General features: G+C 72.3%; 15 protein-coding genes. 6 read left to right on the top strand and 9 right to left on the bottom strand.

Annotated features, from left to right (window positions below; all coding sequences use genetic code 11):
• Positions 1–850: ABC transporter permease (locus tag AC5WRT_RS35250; protein WP_496098231.1), on the bottom strand; the 850-nt coding region annotated here is incomplete at its 3' end.
• Entirely contained in the window at positions 847–3,495 is a 2,649-nt protein-coding gene (locus AC5WRT_RS35255) for a CocE/NonD family hydrolase (RefSeq protein WP_496098230.1), read from the bottom strand. The genes AC5WRT_RS35250 and AC5WRT_RS35255, both read right to left, overlap by 4 nt.
• 148 nt (positions 3,496–3,643) lie before the next feature.
• Between AC5WRT_RS35255 and AC5WRT_RS35260 the strand changes: the two genes are divergently transcribed.
• Positions 3,644–4,051, top strand: coding sequence for a GNAT family N-acetyltransferase (locus tag AC5WRT_RS35260; RefSeq protein ID WP_496098229.1), 408 nt, complete (start codon positions 3,644–3,646; stop codon positions 4,049–4,051).
• Here the strand turns inward: AC5WRT_RS35260 and AC5WRT_RS35265 are convergent, their stop codons facing one another.
• The 6 genes from AC5WRT_RS35265 to iolC all read right to left on the bottom strand — a co-directional run bounded on the left by AC5WRT_RS35265 (position 4,052) and on the right by iolC (position 12,205).
• Entirely contained in the window at positions 4,052–5,515 is a 1,464-nt protein-coding gene (locus AC5WRT_RS35265; protein WP_496098228.1) for an APC family permease, read from the bottom strand.
• Between the two features lie 456 nt (positions 5,516–5,971).
• On the bottom strand, positions 5,972–7,474 hold the full coding sequence (mmsA, locus tag AC5WRT_RS35270; protein WP_496098227.1) for a CoA-acylating methylmalonate-semialdehyde dehydrogenase: 1,503 nt from the start codon (positions 7,472–7,474) through the stop codon (positions 5,972–5,974).
• A 16-nt stretch (positions 7,475–7,490) separates the two neighbouring features.
• Positions 7,491–9,371: a 3D-(3,5/4)-trihydroxycyclohexane-1,2-dione acylhydrolase (decyclizing) gene (iolD, locus tag AC5WRT_RS35275; protein WP_496100944.1), complete on the bottom strand. Its 1,881-nt coding sequence runs from the start codon at positions 9,369–9,371 to the stop codon at positions 7,491–7,493.
• The gene (iolB, locus tag AC5WRT_RS35280; RefSeq protein WP_496098225.1) at positions 9,368–10,183 is read right to left on the bottom strand and encodes a 5-deoxy-glucuronate isomerase; all 816 of its coding nucleotides are present in this window, start codon (positions 10,181–10,183) and stop codon (positions 9,368–9,370) included. Before iolB ends, iolD begins: the two co-directional genes overlap by 4 nt.
• 7 nt (positions 10,184–10,190) lie before the next feature.
• Positions 10,191–11,069: a Cgl0159 family (beta/alpha)8-fold protein gene (locus AC5WRT_RS35285; RefSeq protein ID WP_496098232.1), complete on the bottom strand. Its 879-nt coding sequence runs from the start codon at positions 11,067–11,069 to the stop codon at positions 10,191–10,193.
• Between the two features lie 185 nt (positions 11,070–11,254).
• Positions 11,255–12,205, bottom strand: a complete 951-nt coding sequence (gene iolC, locus AC5WRT_RS35290) for a 5-dehydro-2-deoxygluconokinase (protein ID WP_496098224.1) — start codon at positions 12,203–12,205, stop codon at positions 11,255–11,257.
• 379 nt (positions 12,206–12,584) lie between these two features.
• On the opposite strand from iolC, the gene AC5WRT_RS35295 reads away from it, so the two are divergent.
• Together AC5WRT_RS35295 and AC5WRT_RS35300 are read left to right on the top strand one after the other, a co-directional pair.
• Positions 12,585–12,785 carry a helix-turn-helix transcriptional regulator gene (locus AC5WRT_RS35295; protein WP_496098223.1) on the top strand — a complete coding sequence of 67 codons (201 nt, stop codon included), beginning with the start codon at positions 12,585–12,587 and terminating at the stop codon, positions 12,783–12,785.
• A gap of 91 nt (positions 12,786–12,876) precedes the next feature.
• Positions 12,877–13,515, top strand: coding sequence for a GNAT family N-acetyltransferase (locus AC5WRT_RS35300; protein WP_496098222.1), 639 nt, complete (start codon positions 12,877–12,879; stop codon positions 13,513–13,515).
• On the opposite strand, the gene AC5WRT_RS35305 is transcribed toward AC5WRT_RS35300, so the two are convergent.
• On the bottom strand, positions 13,481–14,539 hold the full coding sequence (locus tag AC5WRT_RS35305; protein WP_496100945.1) for a zinc-dependent alcohol dehydrogenase family protein: 1,059 nt from the start codon (positions 14,537–14,539) through the stop codon (positions 13,481–13,483). The genes AC5WRT_RS35300 and AC5WRT_RS35305 overlap by 35 nt on opposite strands.
• A 346-nt stretch (positions 14,540–14,885) precedes the next feature.
• Between AC5WRT_RS35305 and AC5WRT_RS35310 the strand changes: the two genes are divergently transcribed.
• The 3 genes from AC5WRT_RS35310 (at position 14,886) to AC5WRT_RS35320 (ending at position 18,578) form a co-directional block, all read left to right on the top strand.
• A complete protein-coding gene (locus AC5WRT_RS35310) occupies positions 14,886–15,824 on the top strand; it encodes a PrsW family glutamic-type intramembrane protease (protein ID WP_496100946.1) in 939 nt (312 codons plus the stop codon).
• A gap of 83 nt (positions 15,825–15,907) precedes the next feature.
• Positions 15,908–16,147: a heavy-metal-associated domain-containing protein gene (locus AC5WRT_RS35315; RefSeq protein WP_496098219.1), complete on the top strand. Its 240-nt coding sequence runs from the start codon at positions 15,908–15,910 to the stop codon at positions 16,145–16,147.
• Positions 16,148–16,232: 85 nt separating this feature from the next.
• A complete protein-coding gene (locus tag AC5WRT_RS35320) occupies positions 16,233–18,578 on the top strand; it encodes a heavy metal translocating P-type ATPase (protein WP_496098218.1) in 2,346 nt (781 codons plus the stop codon).
• Positions 18,579–18,980: the final 402 nt, after the last annotated feature.

The raw sequence follows: 18,980 nt of genomic DNA on the forward strand, positions 1-18,980 counted from the left end.
ACACGACGTCCTTGCGGGCGAAACCCCGGAAGGCCAGGGCGAACAGCACCAGGGCGTACGTTGCGGAGATCGCGGTGCCCTGGATCATGCCGGACCACTCGGGATGCGGCTGGACGGCGTCGGCCCAGGCGAACTGCCAGTGCGCGGGCAGGAAGTCCCGCCAGTGGCCGAGCGCGGTGACCGCGTCCAGGACGTTGCCGACGATGGTCAGGCCGACCGCGCCGCCGACCGCGCCGAGCGGTGCGTCGGTCTTCGTCGACAGCCAGAACGCGAGCCCGGCGGTGACCAGTTGGGACACGAAGATGTACGCCACCGTCACCGCGAGCCGCTGCACCGCCGTCCCGGTGTCCAGCGCGCCGCCCGTCGGTATCTGCAGCGGACCCCAGCCGTAGGCTGCCGTGCCGACCGCGAGGGCGACGACCGGCAGCATGATCATCGCGGTGAGGCTCAGGCCGAGCGCCACGACCAGCTTGGACCACAGCAGGCGGACGCGGGGAACGGGCGCGGCGAGCAGATAGCGCAGGGAGGACCAGCCGGCCTCGGAGGCGACGGTGTCGCCGCAGAACAGGGCGACCGGGATCACCAGCAGGAAGCCGGCCGAGACGAACAGGTTCACCGCGGCGAAGTTGGCGCCGGACGCGGTGGCCGTGTCCATCAGGGTGATCTCGCCGTTGCGGCTCGCCGGGTCGCCGCCGATCGCGAAGGCGATCACCAGCACGAACGGCAGCAGGGCGAGGACGGCTCCCATGACCAGGGTGCGGCGCCGCTTGAGCTGGCGGACCAGCTCGACCCGCAGGGGCAGCGTACGGCCCGCCTGGTAACCGGAGGCCACCTCGGTGAGCGTGCTCATGCGGAACCTCCGATCAGGGTGAGGAAGGCGTCTTCCAGGCGGCGGTGCGGGCCGACCGAGGCGACGGGCACCTCGAGCCGCACCAGCTCCGCGACCAGCCGCTCGGCGGTGCCGCCGGTCGCCAGCCGGATCAGCAGCCCGTCGTCGGTGCGCACGGCGGAGGCGACGCCGGGCAGTGCGGCCACCTTGTCCACGACCGGCTCCTCGACTGGCGTGGCGGTGCCGACGAGCAGCGTGTCGCCGGAGCCGATGATCTCGGCGACCGGGCCGGCCTGGACGAGCCGGCCGCGGTCCATCACGACCAGGTGGGTGCAGGTCTGCTCCACCTCGGCGAGGAGATGGCTGGAGACGATCACCGTACGCCCGGCGGCCGCGTAGCGGATCATCACCTCGCGCATCTCGCGGATCTGGGGCGGGTCGAGGCCGTTGGTGGGTTCGTCGAGGATGAGCAGGTCGGGCAGGCCGAGCATGGCCTGGGCGATGGCGAGGCGCTGGCGCATGCCCTGCGAGTAGGTGCGCACGGCGCGGGCCAGCGCGTCGCCGAGCCCGGCGATCTCCAGCGCCTCGTCCAGGTGCGCGTCCTCGGGCGGGCGCCCGGTGGCCCGCCAGTACAGCTCCAGGTTCTCCCGCCCGGACAGATGCGGCAGGAATCCCGCGCCCTCCACGAAGGCGCCGACCCGGGAGAGCACGGGCGCGCCGGGGCGGATCGCGTGGCCGAAGACGCGGATCTCGCCGTCGTCCGGGGTGATCAGGCCCATCAGCATGCGCAGGGTGGTGGTCTTGCCCGCGCCGTTGGGGCCGAGCAGGCCGAGCACCTGCCCCTTTTCGACGCGGAAGGACAGCTCGCGCACCGCGTACCGGTCGGCGGACTTCGCGTACCGCTTGCTCAGGCCGCTGATCACCAGCGGGACCTCGGCGAGTTCGTGGTCGGGCGCGGGAGCGGCCGTACGGCGGCGGGCGGTGAGCAGCAGGGCGAGGGCGACCGCGGCGCCGGCCGCCGGGAGCCACCAGACCCAGGCGGGCAGCGGTGCGGCGGCCGTGGTGACGGCCGGGGCCGTCGGCACGCTCAGGCCGCCTTTGAGGGAGACGGTGTAGGTGGCCGGTGCGGCCGGTGACGCGTAGCCGAGGTCGGTGGAGGCGAGGACCAGGCGGAGCCGGTGGCCCTTCTGCGCCTGGTGGTCGATCGCCGGGAGGGTGACCGTGACGTCCTTGCCGGCCCTGGCCCCGGTCACCCGGAAGGGGGCGACGAGCTGGGAGGGCAGAACCGGCCGGGCGCCGTCGGGGCCGACGTCGTAGACCTTGCCGAACAGGACGGCGTCGTCGCTCGTGGAGGTGACGTGGACGGTCGCGGTCGGGGTGCCGGTGATCTGCAGGTCGCGGGTCAGCGGAGCCGAGTCGAACTTCGCGTACTGGCCGGGGAAGTCGACGGAGACGCCGAGGCCGAGCGCGGACAGCCGGCCGAGGCCGGCGGAGCCGCCGAGGCCGGGCAGCGCCGAGACGCCGGGCGGGCTGGCGCCTGCCGGGTTGGTGACATGCCGGGTGCCGCCGGTCAGGTGGACGGCGCGCGGGTGGTTGCGCAGGCCCGGGTAGCTGCCGGCGCTCGCGCCGCGCAACTGGGCGGTGCCGTCGGTGGAGTTCACGCCGCCGGTGCGGGTGATCCGGAAGGCCGGACCGGTGCCGACGCTCCTGTCGCCCTTCAGGTACCGGTCGAACCACGCACGCACGCGTGCCTGCACACGGCCGGTCTCCAGGTCGCCGCCGTCGTGGCCGCCGGCGATCCAGTCGACGTCCACGGGGGCGCCGCCGGCCCGGATCGTCTTCTCGGCGGCGTCGGACTGGGCCAGGGTGAACAGGGAGTCCGTCTGCCCCTGCAGCAGCAGCGTGGGCACCTTGATGCGCGAGCCGACGGCGGACGGCGAGCGCTCCTGAAGGATCCTGCGGGCGGACGCGTCCGGGGTGCCGGACGCGGCGACCCGGTCGTACATACGGCACAGGTCCGGTTCGAAGCGGGCGCAGCCGCCGCCGGTGTTGAGGAAGATCCCGGCCCACAGCTTCTTGAACACGCCGTTCGGGAACAGGGCGTCCGCGAGGTTCCAGTAGGTGATGGCCGGGGCGATGGCGTCGACCCGGTGGTCGTAGGCGGCGGTGAGCAGGGAGACCGCGCCACCGTAGGAACCGCCGGCCATGCCCACGCGCGGGTCGCCCGGTCTGTCGAGTTGGACCTCGGGGCGCTTCGCCAGCCAGTCGAGGAGCCGGGAGACGTCCGCGACCTCGGCCTTCGGGTCGTTGAGCCCGATCTTTCCGGTCGACCTGCCGAAGCCGCGCGCGGACCAGGTCAGGACCGCGTACCCGTCCCGGGCGAGGTCCTCGGCCTGTGCGCGCATGTCGTCCTTGCTGCCGCCGAAGCCGTGCGCCAGCAGGACGGCCGGGTGGCGGCCGGTGCCGGCCGGGGTGAAGAACGAGGTGTCCAGGCGCACCCCGTCGACCGCCATGACCTGATCGGTGCGGTGCACCGGGGGCGTGCCGCCGGACGCGACGGCGGTCCAGGTGCCGGCTCCGGCGAGCACCACCACGGCGGCCGCGGCGGCGAACAGCCGGCGCGGCCCCTTGAGCAGCCCCCGCACCGACGGCAGGCGCTGCCTCATGCGCCCCCGGAGAGGAGCCTGGCGAAGATCCATGCCTCAACGGTACGGGCCGGCACCGGCGGCCGGGCGAGCCGCTGGGCTGAACACCTGCCCCTCCCTCGGGAGTACGGGGCCTGTCCGGCGTACACCAGCCGTGGTACGAAGAGCCATGGAGATCCGGAAGGCCGGCACGGTCGCCGAAGTCACCGCAGCCGAGCATCTGTTCGATCACCCGGTGCGCCCCGAGTGGGCGGAGCGTTTCCTGACCACCGCCGGTCACCATCTGCTGCTGGCGTACGAGGAAGGTGCCGTGGCCGGCTTCGTCAGCGGTGCGGAGACCGTGCACCCCGACAAGGGCGCCGAGATGTTCCTCTACGAGCTGGCCGTCGACGAGCCGTACCGGCGCCGGGGCATCGGGCGGGCGCTCGTCCTGCGTCTGGCCGCGCTGGCCCGAGAGCGGGGCTGCTACGGCATGTGGGTCGGCGTCGAGGCCGGGAACGACGTCGCCCTTGCCGCGTATCGCAGTGCGGGCGGCAAGGACGACGGGACGTGCACGGTGCTGACCTGGGCGTTCTGACTACGCCTTGGCGCCCTCGGTGACCGGTGCGGCGCCGGACCGGGTGCCCTCGACGGCCTGCTCCTCCTCGGCGAGCCGGACGTCCTCCGGAAGGGACACCACCCAGCGGGTCTCGCGGCGCGGGCGGAGGTAGAAGGCCCAGTAGAGGGTGGCGACGGCGGTGATGCCGCCGGTCCACCACAGGTACGACGGGTCCTGCTCGACCAGGATGTAGACGAGGACCGCGATCAGCAGGACGGGCATCGCCGGCCACAGCGGCATCCGCCAGGCCATCTTCCCGTTGTGCGCGCCGCGCCGGGAGAGCAGCGAGGCGATCGCGACCAGCAGGTAGAGGCCGGTGACGGCGACGCCGGTGACGCCGTAGAGGGTGTCCAGGTCGACGAAGCAGAGGAAGGCGCCGGGGACGCCGACGACGAGGGTGGCCACCCAGGGGGAGCCGAAGCGGCCGAGCTTGGACAGGGCGTTGTTGACCGGGGACGGCCAGGCCTTGTCGCGGGCGGAGGCGAACAGGACGCGGGAGTTCTGGATGACCATGACGATGCCCGCGTTGATGATCGCGAGGGCGACGCACAGGCTGACGAAGGTGCCGACGGCCGAGTTGCTCCAGGCGATGACCATGCTGGAGATGTCGCCACCGGTCAGGGTCTTCAGGTCACCGGCGCCCACGGTGATCGCCACGACCGGGACCAGGATCACGACGCTGGAGATGGCGAGGGTGGCGAGGACCGTACGGGCGACGCTGCGGCGCGGGTTCTCCAGTTCCTCGGAGAGGTAGATGGCGGTGGAGAAGCCCTGGGTGGCGAAGAGGGCGATGGCGAGCCCGGAGAGGACCATCATGGCCGTGACCGGGGTGACCTGCGCGTGGTCGCCGGCCATCCGCAGGGAGCCGACGAGGCTGCCGACCCCGCGGTGGGAGTGGGCGAAGCCGAGGGCGGCGACGACTCCGGCGGCGACGACCTCCAGGACCAGGAAGATGCCGGTGATCCAGGCGTTGGCCCGCAGGTCCAGCAGACCGGCGAGGGTTGCCGCGATCATCACGCCGGCGCCCGTCATGGACGGGTCGAGGTGGACGACCGGGGCGAGGTAGTCGGCGGTGCCCATCGCGATGACCGGAGGGACGATCATCACGACGAGCAGGGACATCACGAAGGCCAGCCAGCCGGCGAGGCGTCCGGCCAGGGTCGAGACGATGGCGTACTCGCCGCCGGCGCTGGGGACCAGGGTGCCCAGCTCCGAGTAGCAGAAGGCCACGGGGATGCAGAGCAGCGCGCCGATGGCGAGGCAGAGCGCCGTCGCCGTGCCCAGGCTGGAGAACAGGTCGGGCACGATCACGAAGAGGGTGGAGGCGGGCGTGACGCAGGACAGCGTCAGCAGGGTGCCGCCGACGACACCGATGGAACGCTTGAGGCCCGCGGGCTGGGCGGGCGCGGTATCGACCACGGACTTCGGGAGCGTGTCGCTCATGCGGCGGTTCCGATCGACTCGTACGGGTGAGGGTGGGGTCGGGAGCGCTATCGCCTCCGGCGGCTCGTCGTGCGTTCGTCTCGTCCGCTCCCGGCGGTGCATAGCGAACCCCGACGAAAACCGCCGCGTCAATGGCCGTTTACCTTCGGATTCCGCACTTCCGGAGTGCGCGACGCCACATCAGATTCCCAGGTCTTGAGGCCCTATTGGTGCATCCATCAAGCCCTGGGTGATTCTGACCTTGCTTTCGAAGGTAAAACTCGCCATCACCCCTTCATCACCCGTTTCGTCCAGCATGAACGAGAACCGCAGCCGGCACGTCAAAAAAATGTCAGCCGTCCGCTATCCGGACGACCTTGCCGGTCGGGTTCATGTCGGCCTGTCGCGCACGTCACAGGTCCCGGGACATGCCGGTGCCCCGCCCCCCCACTGCGGGGGACGGGGCACCGTACGGCGTCAGTGGTTGCGCGGGAAGCCGAGGTCCACGCCCGCCGGGGCGTCGGCCGGGTCGGGCCAGCGGGTGGTGACGACCTTGCCGCGGGTGTAGAAGTGCGTGCCGTCGTTGCCGTAGATGTGGTGGTCGCCGAAGAGCGAGTCCTTCCAGCCGCCGAAGGAGTGGTAGCCCACCGGCACCGGGATCGGGACGTTCACTCCGACCATGCCGGCCTCAATCTCCAGCTGGAAGCGGCGGGCCGCGCCGCCGTCCCGGGTGAAGATCGCGGTGCCGTTGCCGAACGGCGAGGCGTTGATGAGGGCGACGCCCTCCTCGTACGTCCCGGCGCGCAGCACGCACAGCACCGGGCCGAAGATCTCGTCCTGGTAGGCCTTCGCGGACGTGGGCACCTTGTCCAGCAGCGAGATGCCGATCCAGTGACCGTCCTCGTAGCCCTCGACGGTGTAGCCGGTGCCGTCGAGCACCACCTCGCAGCCCTCGGCGGCGGCACCCGCCACGTAGGAGGCCACCTTGTCGCGGTGCGCCCTCGTGATCAGCGGGCCCATCTCGGAGGCGGGGTCGTCGCCCGGACCGATCTTGATCTTCTCGGCGCGCTCGCGGATCTTCTCCACCAGCGTGTCACCGATCGAGCCCACGGCCACGACGGCCGAGATGGCCATGCAACGCTCGCCCGCGGAGCCGTAGGCGGCGCTCACGGCCGCGTCGGCGGCCGCGTCCAGGTCGGCGTCCGGCAGGACCAGCATGTGGTTCTTGGCGCCGCCCAGGGCCTGCACCCGCTTGCCGTTCGCGGCGGCGGTGGTGTGGATGTAGCGGGCGATCGGGGTCGAGCCGACGAAGGAGACCGCCTTGACGTCCGGGTGCTCCAGCAGACGGTCGACGGCCACCTTGTCGCCGTGCACGACGTTGAAGACGCCGTCCGGCAGGCCGGCCTCCGCCAGCAGTTCGGCGAGCCTGACGGAGGCCGAGGGGTCCTTCTCGCTCGGCTTCAGCACGAACGTGTTGCCGCACGCGATGGCGATGGGGAACATCCACATCGGGACCATCGCCGGGAAGTTGAACGGCGTGATGCCCGCGACGACACCGAGCGGCTGCCGGATCGCGGACACGTCGACGCGCGTGGCGACCTGCGTGGACAGCTCGCCCTTGAGCTGGACGTTGATGCCGCAGGCCAGGTCCACGATCTCCAGACCCCGCGCGACCTCACCGAGGGCGTCGGAGTGCACCTTGCCGTGCTCCGCGGTGATCAGCTCGGCGATCTCGTCGCGGTGCGCGTCCAGCAGCGCCCGGAACTTGAACAGGACCGAGGTCCGCTGGGCCAGCGAGGACTGGCCCCACGTCGCGAAGGCGTCCTTTGCGGCGGCGACCGCCGCGTCCACCTCCTCCACCGACGCGAACGCGACCTTCGTGGTGACCGCGCCGGTCGCCGGGTCGGTGACCGGCCCGTACGTACCCGACGCGCCTTCGGCGGACTTCCCGCCGATCCAGTGGTTGACGATCTTCGTCATGCCCTAAGACTCCTTCTCACAGGTGGCGGCGTCGGGTCGAGACGTGCCGTTCGTACAGCTCACGTGCCTTGACCGCGGACGGTCGGGTCGCGGTCCCGGCCACAGGAACATCCCACCAGGCCTGTGCCGGAGGCGCGCCCGACACAGTGTCGGACGTTTCGGTCTCCACGTAGACACATGTGGGAGTGTCGGCGGCACGCGCCTCGGCGAGCGCCGCGCGCAGCTCCCGTACGGTCTTCGCGCGCAGCACCCGCATCCCCAGGCTGGCGGCGTTGGCGGCGAGGTCGACGGGCAGCGGGGCGCCCGTGTACGTCCCCTCGGCCGTCGGGAACCGGTACGCCGTGCCGAACCGCTCGCCGCCCACCGACTCCGAGAGCCCCCCGATGGACGCGTACCCGTGGTTCTGCACCAGCAGGATCTTGATCGCCACGCCCTCCTGCACGGCCGTCACGATCTCCGTCGGCATCATCAGATACGTGCCGTCACCGACCAGTGCCCACACGTTCCGCTCCGGCGCGGCCAGCTTCACGCCGAGCGCGGCCGGGATCTCGTAACCCATGCAGGAGTAGCCGTACTCCAGGTGGTACTGGTCCCACGACCGCGCGCGCCACAGCTTGTGCAGATCGCCGGGGAGCGAGCCCGCCGCGTTGACGATGATGTCGGACTCGTCCACCAGGGCGTCCAGGACACCGATGACCTGCGGCTGGGTGGGCCGTACGTCCGGCTCGTCGGCCTCGAAGCAGGCGTCGACGCGCTGCTCCCAGCGCTCCTTGTCCTCGGTGTACTCGGTGACGTACGAGTCGGTGACCTCGTGTCCGTGCGTCGCCAGCGCCTCGGTCAGCTCGCCCAGGCCGCTGCAGGCGTCGGCGACGAGTGGGAGTCCGGCCAGCTTGTGGCCGTCGAAGGCCGCGATGTTGAGGTTGAGGAAGCGGACGTCCGGGTTCTCGAACAGGGTGCCCGAGGCGGTGGTGAAGTCGGTGTACCGGGTGCCGACGCCGATCACCAGGTCGGCGGTGCGGGCCAGCTCGTCGGCGGTCGCGGTGCCGGTGTGGCCGATGCCACCGACGTCCTGCGGGTGGTCGTACCGCAGAGAACCCTTGCCGGCCTGGGTGGAGGCGACCGGGATGCGGGTGGCCTCCGCGAACTCGGCGAGCGCCGTCTCGGCGCGGCTGTGGTGGACTCCGCCGCCCGCGATGACCAGGGGCCTTCGCGCGGCGCGGATCGCCCGGACCGCCTCCGCCAGCTCGGTCGGGTCCGCGCCCGGCCGCCGTACGGTCCACACCCGGTCGGCGAAGAACTCCTCCGGCCAGTCGAACGCCTCCGCCTGCACGTCCTGCGGCAGGGCGAGGGTGACCGCGCCGGTGTCCACCGGGTCGGTGAGGACCCGCATGGCCTGCAGCGCGCTCGGGATCAGGGCCTCCGGGCGGGTGATGCGGTCGAAGTACTTCGACACCGGGCGCAGGGTGTCGTTGACCGAGACATCACCCGCGTACGGCACCTCCAACTGCTGGAGCACCGGGTCGGCGGGCCGGGTGGCGAAGACGTCGCCGGGCAGGAGCAGCACCGGGAGGTGGTTGATGGTGGCAAGCGCGGCGCCGGTGACCAGGTTGGTGGCACCGGGGCCGATCGACGTCGTCACCGCGTGCGTGGACAGGCGGTTGGACTGGCGGGCGTAGCCGACGGCCGCGTGCACCATGGACTGTTCGTTGCGGCCCTGGTGGTACGGCATCACGTCCGCGTACTCGACCAGCGCCTGGCCGAGGCCTGCGACATTGCCATGGCCGAAGATGCCCCAGGTGGCACCGATCAGGCGCTGCCGCTCGCCGTCGCGCTCGGTGTACTGGGCCGCCAGGAACCGGACCAGCGCCTGGGCGACGGTCAGCCGGGTGGTCGTCATCGGTACCCCTCCGTGTGGTCCGGGTGGAAGCAGATACGCCACTCCCGGGTCTGTCCCGGGCCCGCCATGACGTTCAGGTAGTACATGTCGTGTCCGGGCTGGGCGATGGACGGGCCGTGCCAGCCGTCGGGGACGAGGACGGTGTCGCCGGAGCGGACCTCGGCGAGGACGTCCGCGCCGCCCTCACGGGAGGGGAAGACACGCTGGTAGCCGAGCCCGTTCGGGCCGTCGATCTCGAAGTAGTAGATCTCCTCCAGCTCGGACTCCTCGCCCGGCCGGTGCTCGTCGTGCTTGTGCGGCGGGTACGACGACCAGTTGCCGCCCGGCGTGATCACCTCGACGGCGATCAGCTTGTCGCAGTCGAACGAGTGCGCCGAAGCGAAGTTGCGCACCCGGCGGGCGCAGGTGCCGCTGCCGCGCTGCTCGACGGGGACCTCCGGCGCGGGGCCGTAGCGGGCGGGGAGTCGTCGCTCGCACTTCGCTCCTGCCAGGGCGAAGCGGCCTCCCGCGCCGGAGGCGATCTGGACCCGGGCGTCCCGGGGAACGTACGCGAAGTCGGACACATTCGCGAACACGCTTTCCCGGCCCAGGAGTTGGAACTCGATTCCCTCGATTTGTACGGTACATCCGCCTTCCAGCGGAAGCACGATCCACTCACTGTCCCCGGTGGCGAAGGCATGGCCGCCGCCGGGCGCCAACTCGACCACGCGCAGACTGCTGTGTGTCCAGCCGGCCAGCTCGGGGTCGATGTCGACGGTGTACCGGGCGTTCGCGGTGGCGCCCCTGGGCAGATGCAGATCGGTGCTGGTCATGCGGCCCTCACAGCAGTCCTACGGCGGTGTCCACGGCGGCGGCCACATCGCCGTCCGCCGGGTACAGCAGCGAGCGGCCGACCACCAGGCCGCGCACGGTGGGCAGTTGCAGCGCGCCGCGCCATTTCTCGTACGCCGCGACCTGACTCTCGGGCGAGTCGCCGATGTCCCCGCCGAGCAGCACGGCCGGCAGCGTGGAGGTCTCCATGACCCGGGCCATGTCGTCGGGGTCGTCGGTGACCGGCACCTTCAGCCAGGTGTAGGCGGAGGAACCGCCGAGGCCGGAGGCGATGGCGATGGAGCGGGTGACCGCCTCGGCGGACAGGTCGTTGCGCACCCTGCCCTCGGGGGTGCGGCGGCTGATGAACGGCTCGACGAAGACCGGCAGCCGGCGCGCGGCCATCTCGTCGATGGCGCGGGCGGTGGACTCCAGGGTGGTCAAGGAGCCGGGGTCGTCGTAGTCGATGCGCAGCAGCAGTTTGCCCGCGTCGAAACCGAGCCGCTGGATGTCCTCGGGGCGGTGACCGGTGAAACGGTCGTCCAGTTCGAAGCTGGCCCCCTGCAGTCCGCCCCGGTTCATCGAGCCCATGACCACCTTGTGGTCGAGGACGCCGAGCAGGAGCAGGTCGTCCAGGATGTCGGCGGTGGCGAGGACGCCGTCGACGCCGGGGCGGGACAGCGCAAGGCACAGGCGTTCCAGCAGGTCGGCGCGGTTGGCCATGGCGAGCTTGCGGTCGCCGACGCCGAGGGCGCCCCGGGCGGGGTGGTCGGCGGCGACGATCATCAGCCTGCCGTTCTCGTTGAGCAGCGGCCTGCGGGCGCGGCGGGTGGCGGCCTCGGCGATCGCCTCGGGGTGGCGGGTGCGGATGCGGACGAGTTCTGCCACGTCGACCCGGGCGCGCGGGGTGCCCGCGGCGCCTTCGCGGTGGGCGGTGGACGAGCCGCCGGGGCGGGAGTTCGGGGCGCCTTCGCGGGGAGCGGTCGCGGCGCCCTCGGTGGAAACGGTCGGGGTGCCTTCGGGTTCGGTGCCGGCTCCGCCCCCCGTGTGCCCGCCCGCGACCCGGCCGGCCCTCACAGCACCGCTCCGGCGTCGAGCGCGGCGGCCACCTCGTCCGGGGTGGGCATCGCCGAGGAACATTCCAGCCGGGAGGCGACGATGGCGCCGGCCGCGTTGGCGTGCCGCATGACCGTCTCCAGGTCCCAGCCTTCGAGGAGTCCGTGGCAGAGGGAGCCACCGAAGGCGTCTCCGGCGCCGAGGCCGTTCAGGACGGTGACGGGCAGCGGCGGGACCTCGGCGGACTCACCGCTCGCGCCGAGGGCGAGGACGCCCTTGGGTCCCTGCTTGACCACGGCGATCTCCACCCCGGCGGCGAGCAGCGCACGGGCGGCGGCATGCGGCTCGCGCACCCCGGTCGCCACCTCGACCTCGTCCAGGTTGCCGACGGCGACCGTGGTGTGCCGAAGCGCCTCGGCGTAGAAGGGGCGGGCCGCCTCGGGGTCCTGCCAGAACATGGGGCGCCAGTCGAGGTCGAAGACCGTGGTGCCGGACGTGGCCCGGTGGGCGAGGGCTGCGAGGGTCGCCGTACGGCTGGGCTCCTCGCTCAGGCCGGTGCCGGTCATCCAGAAGACCCGGGCGGCGCGGATCGCGTCGAGATCGAGCTCATGGGCGTCGATCTCCAGGTCGGGCGCCTTGGGCTGCCGGTAGAAGTAGAGGGGGAAGTCGTCCGGCGGGAAGACCTCGCAGAAGGTGACCGGGGTCGGCAGCCCCGGGACGGGGGTGACCCAGCGGTCGTCGACGCCGAAGCCGCGCAACGCCTCGTGCAGATACGCGCCGAACGGGTCGTCGCCCGTCCGGGTGATCACGGCGGTGCGCCGGCCGAGTCGGGCCGCGGCGACCGCGACGTTCGTCGCCGACCCGCCGAGGAACTTGCCGAACGACGACACCTGGGCGAGCGGGACACCGGTCTGCAGCGGGTAGAGGTCCACTCCGATCCGCCCCATGGTGATCAGGTCGTAGGCCATCGGCTTCCCTTCGTCATGGCTCTCCCCGGCTTTCTAGTCCCGCACGCCGAGCCCTGTCAATGTTTTGTCCGGACATTCGGACCAGCTCTTCGGTCCGCTTTCCGGCCGCCGATGCGGGAGCACCTCCGGCGGGATACGGCAACGCGCCCCGCCGATGCCCGGGCATGCGCCTTTGCGGCGGATGTGTCACAAACACCTCGTCCGTGTCACACATGTCGCGTGTACGCGGGCTCTCCGTCACACCGTGTCGACAGGCGCTGTCCGCTGCTGACCGTGCGTCGTTCACCAGGCGCAGGCTTGGTGATCGCCAGCGCAGCGCCCGGCTCCCCCGACGGCCGTCCCCGGTCGCCGCCGCGGCGCACGCAGGGAGGTGCAACTCATGACCGACCAAAGGCTCTGGTCCTACAAGGAGATCGCGGCGCACATCAGGGTGCAGCCCGACACCGTACGGTCCTATCGCAAGCACGGGCTGCTGCCCCCGCCCGACCACGTGGAGAGCGGCAAGCCCTACTGGTACGTGGAGACCGTCCGTGCCTGGGTCGCCGCCCGGCCGGGCAACAGGGGCCGGCGGCCGGACTGATCTCCCCGCAGCCGCCGCGGGCGTCCGCCCGGCTGCCGGCCGCCGGAAAATCCCGTGTGCCCCACCGTCCGTGTGGGGCACAGTGCCGACCATGGACTTCTCCGCCGAACCCACGCTGAGCGGCCAAAGGACCGTCCTGCGGCCCTTCACCGAGGCCGATGCCGAGGTCATGTGGGGGATCATCGCCGACCCCGAGGTCATCCGCTTCACCTTCGAGCCGTCCACCGAACTCACCGCGGAAGGGCTGCGGTCCTGGTACGGCTCCCGGGCCGGCGCTCCCGACCGGCTCGACCTGGCCGTCACGGACCCCGGGAGCGGCGAGGTCCTGGGCGAGGTCGTCCTGTACGGGTACGACCCGGCCGCCCGGAGCTGCACCTTCCGCGCCCTCATCGGCCCCCGGGGCCGCGGCCGGGGCGTCGGCACCGAGGCGACCCGGCTGATCGTCGGCCACGGCTTCGAGCGACTCGGGCTGCACCGGATCCAGTTGGAGGTGTACGCCGACAACGCGCGGGCCCGGCGGGTCTACGAGAAGGTCGGTTTCGTGGTCGAAGGCGTACGGCGGGAGGTGCAGCGACGCGACGGCGCCTGGGCCGACGAGGTGATCATGTCGATCCTGGACCGGGAGTGGGCCGCGCTCGACACGACCGCGCTCGACTCCGCCGCCCCCGGCTCCACCGCTCTCGGCTCCGGCCCCCTCAGCTGCGACCCCCTCGGCTCCACGGTTCGATGACCGTCACCCCGGCGCCCGGCGCGCTGTCCATCGCCGCGAGGGCGGCCGGTGCCGCGTCGAGCGGAACGGTGGACGTCACCAGGAGGTCGGGACGCAGCACGCCGGAGCGGACCAGGCGGAGCATGCCGGGGTAGGTGTGGGCGGCCATGCCGTGGCTGCCGAGGAGTTCGAGCTCCAGGGCGATGGCGCGAGCCAGCGGGACGGGGGTGGTGCCGTCGGCCGAGGGCAGCAGCCCGACCTGGACGTGCCGGCCGCGACGGCGCAGGCCGTTCACGGAGTTCACGCAGGTGGCGGGTGAGCCGAGGGCATCGAGCGAGAGGTGGGCGCCGCCGTCGGTCAGCTCGCGGACGGCGGCGGCCGGGTCGCTCACCCCGGTCGCGTCCAGGCACTCGGCGGCGCCGAACTTCCGTGCCAGGTCCAGGGCCTGGGGCGACACGTCGACGGCGACCACGCGCGCCCCGGCCGCCGCCGCGATCATCACCGCCGACAGCCCGACCCCGCCGCAGCCGTGCACCGCGACCCACTCCCCCGGCGCCACCCGGCCCCGCTGCACCACCGCGCGGAAGGCGGTGGCGAAACGGCATCCGAGGGCGGCGGCGGTGGCGTAGGCCATGTCGTCCGGGATCGCGACCAGGTTCACGTCGGCGTGGCCGAGCGCGACGTACTCGGCGAAGGAGCCCCAGTGGTGGAAGCCCGGCTGGGTCTGGCGTTCGCACACCTGCTGGTCACCCGCGGCACAGGCCGAACAGGCGCCGCAGGCGCAGACGAACGGCACGGTGACCCGGTCGCCGGGCCGCCATCCGGTGACCCGGCGGCCCACCGACTCGACGACACCGGCGAGTTCGTGTCCCGGCACGTGCGGCAGCGTGATGTCGGGATCGTGGCCCATCCAGCCGTGCCAGTCGCTCCGGCAGAGCCCGGTGGCCCCCACGCGGACGACGACGCCGTGCTCCCCGGGTTCCGGGTCGGGTACGTCCCGGACCTCGGCCGGCTCGCCGTACCGCTCGAACACCACCGCGCGCATCCGCACTCCTTTCGGGAACCTGCGCGAAGGGTAGAGGGTTCGAGGACGGGCGGGTCAGCCGGCCGGTTCCGGTTCGTGGGGGCCGGTCGCGCCGTTCCGCCCGCCCGTCACCGGACGCTTCTTTCCCCCTCGCCGAGGCCGAACCGTTGGTGGAAGCGGCGCAGCGGCGCCGGTCCACCATGTCGCCCTTCCCGTCAGCCTCCGCGGGGCAGGGGCTCCCCCGGGGGCCGCCCTCATGCCCCCACCGGACCACCCGGACTGCGGCCCCCGGCGCGGCTGCCTAGAGTGCGGATGAACCGCTCGACATCGACTCCGCCCCGCCCAGCCGTCGTCCGAGGGGACTCCCGTGAGCCACTCCCCGCCTCCCGGCGCGCCCGAGGCCCGAATCCCAGGACCCCAGCAGCCGCCACCGCCGTACCCACGGATCACCACGGGCCTGTGGCGGCGGTGTCTGAGCGGAGGGCTCGCGCTGTGGGTGTCGGCCGCATGGGTCACGTACGGGACACGGAACAGCACACTGCTGCCGACGCTGATCCTGCTCGGCGGCTTTCTCGTACCGGTCGTCTTCGTGCTGTGGGCGTACGAGCGGCACGGCCGCGACCTGGGTGTCAGCGCCATCCTCGGCTGTTTCCTGGCCGGCGGGGCCCTCGGTGTGCTCGGTGCCTCGCCGCTGGGGGCGTATCTGCCGCACCCCTTCCCCGGGAGGTTCCTCGGCGTCGGTCTGATCGAGGAGGCGGCCAAGCTCGGGGCGCTGGTGTTCGCACTGCGCCGGCAGCCCGGCATCCGCGGGATCCGCGCCGGACTGGTGCTCGGCGCGGCCGTCGGCTTCGGCTTCGCCGCCCCGGAGAGCGCCGGGCACGCCTTCGGCGCGGCCTCCCCCGCCGGCGGCGCCGGGCTGCGCGCGCTGCTGGAGACGGAGATCCCGCGCGAACTGCTCGCCCCCGTCGGGCACGGGCTCTGGACGGCGATCGCCGGCGGCGCGCTGCTGTCCCGGCGCCGGCTGACCGGGCGATTCCGCATCGCCGCGCCGGTCGTGGGCACCTGTGGGGGCGTCTGGCTGCTGCACGCGCTGTGGGACGCCACCCACGACCTCGCGCTCTGGGTGGTCGCCCGGCTGACCGGCACCGGCCTGCGGTGGGAGGTGTTCGCGCAGGGATATCTCACCCGGCCGAGCGGCCTGCAGGAACACCTGGTCACGTTCTTCTCGGTCGGCGGCCTCGCTCTGGTCGCGCTGGCCGGGGTCGGCTGGGTGCGGTCGCTGGCGCGCCGGGACGCCTCTTGTTGAGTACCCCCTAGGGGTATAGTGGACGACGTGGGGTTCCCTCGCGGGCCCCATCGGCCCCACATGCCTCGACGAGGAGTAACGACATGACCGCCCACACCGACACACCCGGCTCCGTGACCACCGTCTACAAGGTGACCGGTATGAGCTGTGGCCACTGCGAGGGCTCCGTCTCCGGTGAGATCTCCCAGATCCCCGGCGTCAGCTCGGTGAAGGCCGTCGCGTCCACCGGCGAGGTGACCGTGGTCTCCGTGGCCCCACTGGACGACGAGGCCGTGCGCGCCGCCGTCGACGAGGCCGGCTTCGAGCTGGCCGGCAAGGCCTGAACGCCCCTCCCCCCGTTCCCGACCGGGCCGTGCCGACCAGCTCATACTGGTTCCGCACGGCCCGGTCCGATGTTGGAGTCCGGACATGACCAGCACCACCGCCACGCCCGAGCAGAACGGCACCGGGACGGCCGGGCAGAACGGCACCAAAACGGCCGGCGCCTTTGAGGTCGAACTGCTCATCGGCGGGATGACCTGCGCCTCCTGCGCCGCCCGGGTGGAGAAGAAGCTCAACCGGATGGACGGCGTGAGCGCCACGGTCAACTTCGCCACCGAGAAGGCGAAGGTCACCTACGGCGCGGGCGTCGGAGTGGCCGACCTGATCGCCACCGTCGAGCGGACCGGCTACACCGCCGAGGAGCCCGCGCCACCCCGGCCGGAGCCCGAGACCGCCGGTGCCGCGCCCGAGCGGGACGAGGAACTGGGCGCCCTGCGTCACCGTCTGCTCGTCTCCGCGCTGCTCGCCGCGCCCGTGGTCCTGCTCGCGATGATCCCGGCGCTGCAGTTCGACGACTGGCAGTGGCTCTCCCTGACCCTCGCCGCGCCGGTCGTCGTCTGGGGCGGCGCGCCCTTCCACCGGGCCGCCTGGACCAACCTCCGGCACGGCGCGGCCACCATGGACACGCTGGTCTCGGTCGGCACGCTGGCCGCGTTCGGCTGGTCGCTGTGGGCGCTGTTCCTCGGTGACGCGGGCCGACCCGGCCTGCACGACGAGTTCCGGCTCACCGTCTCCCGCATGGACGGCGCCTCGACCATCTACCTGGAGGTCGCCTCCGGCGTCGTCGCGCTGATCCTGCTCGGCCGCTATCTGGAGGCCCGCTCCAAGCGGCGCGCGGGCGCGGCCCTGAGGGCGCTGATGGAGCTGGGCGCGAAAGACGTGGCCGTCCTGCGATCCGAGGAGGGCGAGCGCGAAGCGCTCTCGGTCGAGGGCGGCGGTGCCGGGAGGCGGGCGGGCCGACGCGAGGTGCGTGTCCCGGTGGCGGAGCTGGCCGTGGGCGACCTGTTCGTCGTACGGCCCGGGGAGAAGATCGCCACCGACGGCACAGTGGTCGAGGGCGCCTCCGCGGTGGACGCGTCCATGCTGACCGGCGAGTCGGTGCCGGTGGACGTCGGACCGGGCGACCCGGTCACCGGTGCCACGGTCAACGTGGGCGGCCGGCTGGTCGTCGCGGCCACCCGGGTCGGCGCCGGCACCCAGCTCGCCCGGATGGCGAAGCTGGTGGAGGACGCACAGAACGGCAAGGCCGAGGTGCAGCGGCTCGCCGACCGGATCTCCGCCGTGTTCGTCCCCGTGGTCGTCCTCATCGCGGTGGGGACCTTCGGTGCCTGGCTCGGCGTCACCGGGGACACGGTCGCCGCGTTCACCGCCGCCGTCGCCGTGCTGATCATCGCGTGCCCGTGCGCGCTGGGCCTCGCCACACCGACCGCGCTGATGGTCGGCACCGGGCGCGGCGCCCAGCTCGGCATCCTCATCAAGGGTCCCGAGGTGCTGGAGTCCACGCGCCGCGTCGACACGGTGGTCCTCGACAAGACGGGCACCGTCACCACCGGCCGGATGAGCCTGCAGGCGGTGTACGCCGCCGACGGCGAGGACGAGACGGAGCTGCTGCGGCTCGCCGGCGCCCTGGAGCACGCCTCCGAGCACCCCGTCGCCCGCGCGATCGCCGCCGGCGCCGAGGAGCGCGTCGGCGTGCTCCCCTCGGCCGAGCACTTCGAGAACGTCCCCGGCCGGGGCGTGCGAGGGCGTGTGGACGGGCGCGAGGTGGCCGTGGGGCGCCTCTACGACGAACTGCCCCAGGCCGTGACCCGTGCGGCACGCGAGGCGGAGCGGGAGGGCCGTACGGCTGTCGTGGCAGGCTGGGACGGACGGGCCCGCGGGGTGCTCGCCGTCGCCGACGCGATCAAGGACAGCAGCGCCGAGGCGGTGCGCGAACTGCGCGCCCTGGGCCTCAGGCCGGTACTGCTCACCGGGGACAACCGCACGGTCGCCGAGGCGGTCGCGCGCCAGGTCGGCATCGACCCGGCGGACGTGTACGCCGAGGTGCTCCCCGAGGACAAGGTGGAGGTCGTACGGCGGCTGCGGCGCGAGGGACGGGCCGTGGCGATGGTCGGTGACGGTGTGAACGACGCCGCCGCGCTCGCCACCGCCGACCTCGGCCTGGCCATGGGCACCGGGACGGACGCGGCGATAGAGGCCGGCGACCTGACCCTGGTCCGCGGGGACCTGCGGGTCGCGGCCGACGCGATCCGGCTGTCCCGGCGGACTCTGGCCACCATCAAGGGGAACCTGGTGTGGGCGTTCGGCTACAACGTGGCCGCGCTGCCGCTGGCCGCCGCCGGTCTGCTCAACCCGATGATCGCCGGTGCGACCATGGCCTTCTCCTCCGTGTTCGTGGTGACCAACAGCCTGCGGCTGCGCCGCTTCCGCTGAAGTCCCAAGAAGTTACCGGCGGTTAGAGGTGGCCGAAGTAAGAGACCCCCTAGAGTCCGGCGCGAGCCTCACATAAGCTCTTCACAAGGCTCGCGCATCATCCTTACGCTTGAGCTTCGATCGGCGTATCGGGGCTCTTGCGCATCAATGGGACATATGCAAGAGACGCAGATCACAGTGATGCGAACGTAACCATCGAAGGGGTTCGAAGGTCTAAGTTGGCGATGTCGGTTCGGCGTCTTGGGGGGCGTCAGCCGGCATCTGGGGATGTCTTGGGGGACTTCCTCAGAGATGCGTTGCCGGGGCACGTGCGCCGGGAAGCTTTGAGCGGCCCTCCCTGCGTGCGCTGTCCCGGCAGATCGCACCGCATCACTGGAGCAGGACGAGTTGTGCTCATTCTGC

The organism is Streptomyces sp. NTD91 (assembly GCF_059510455.1).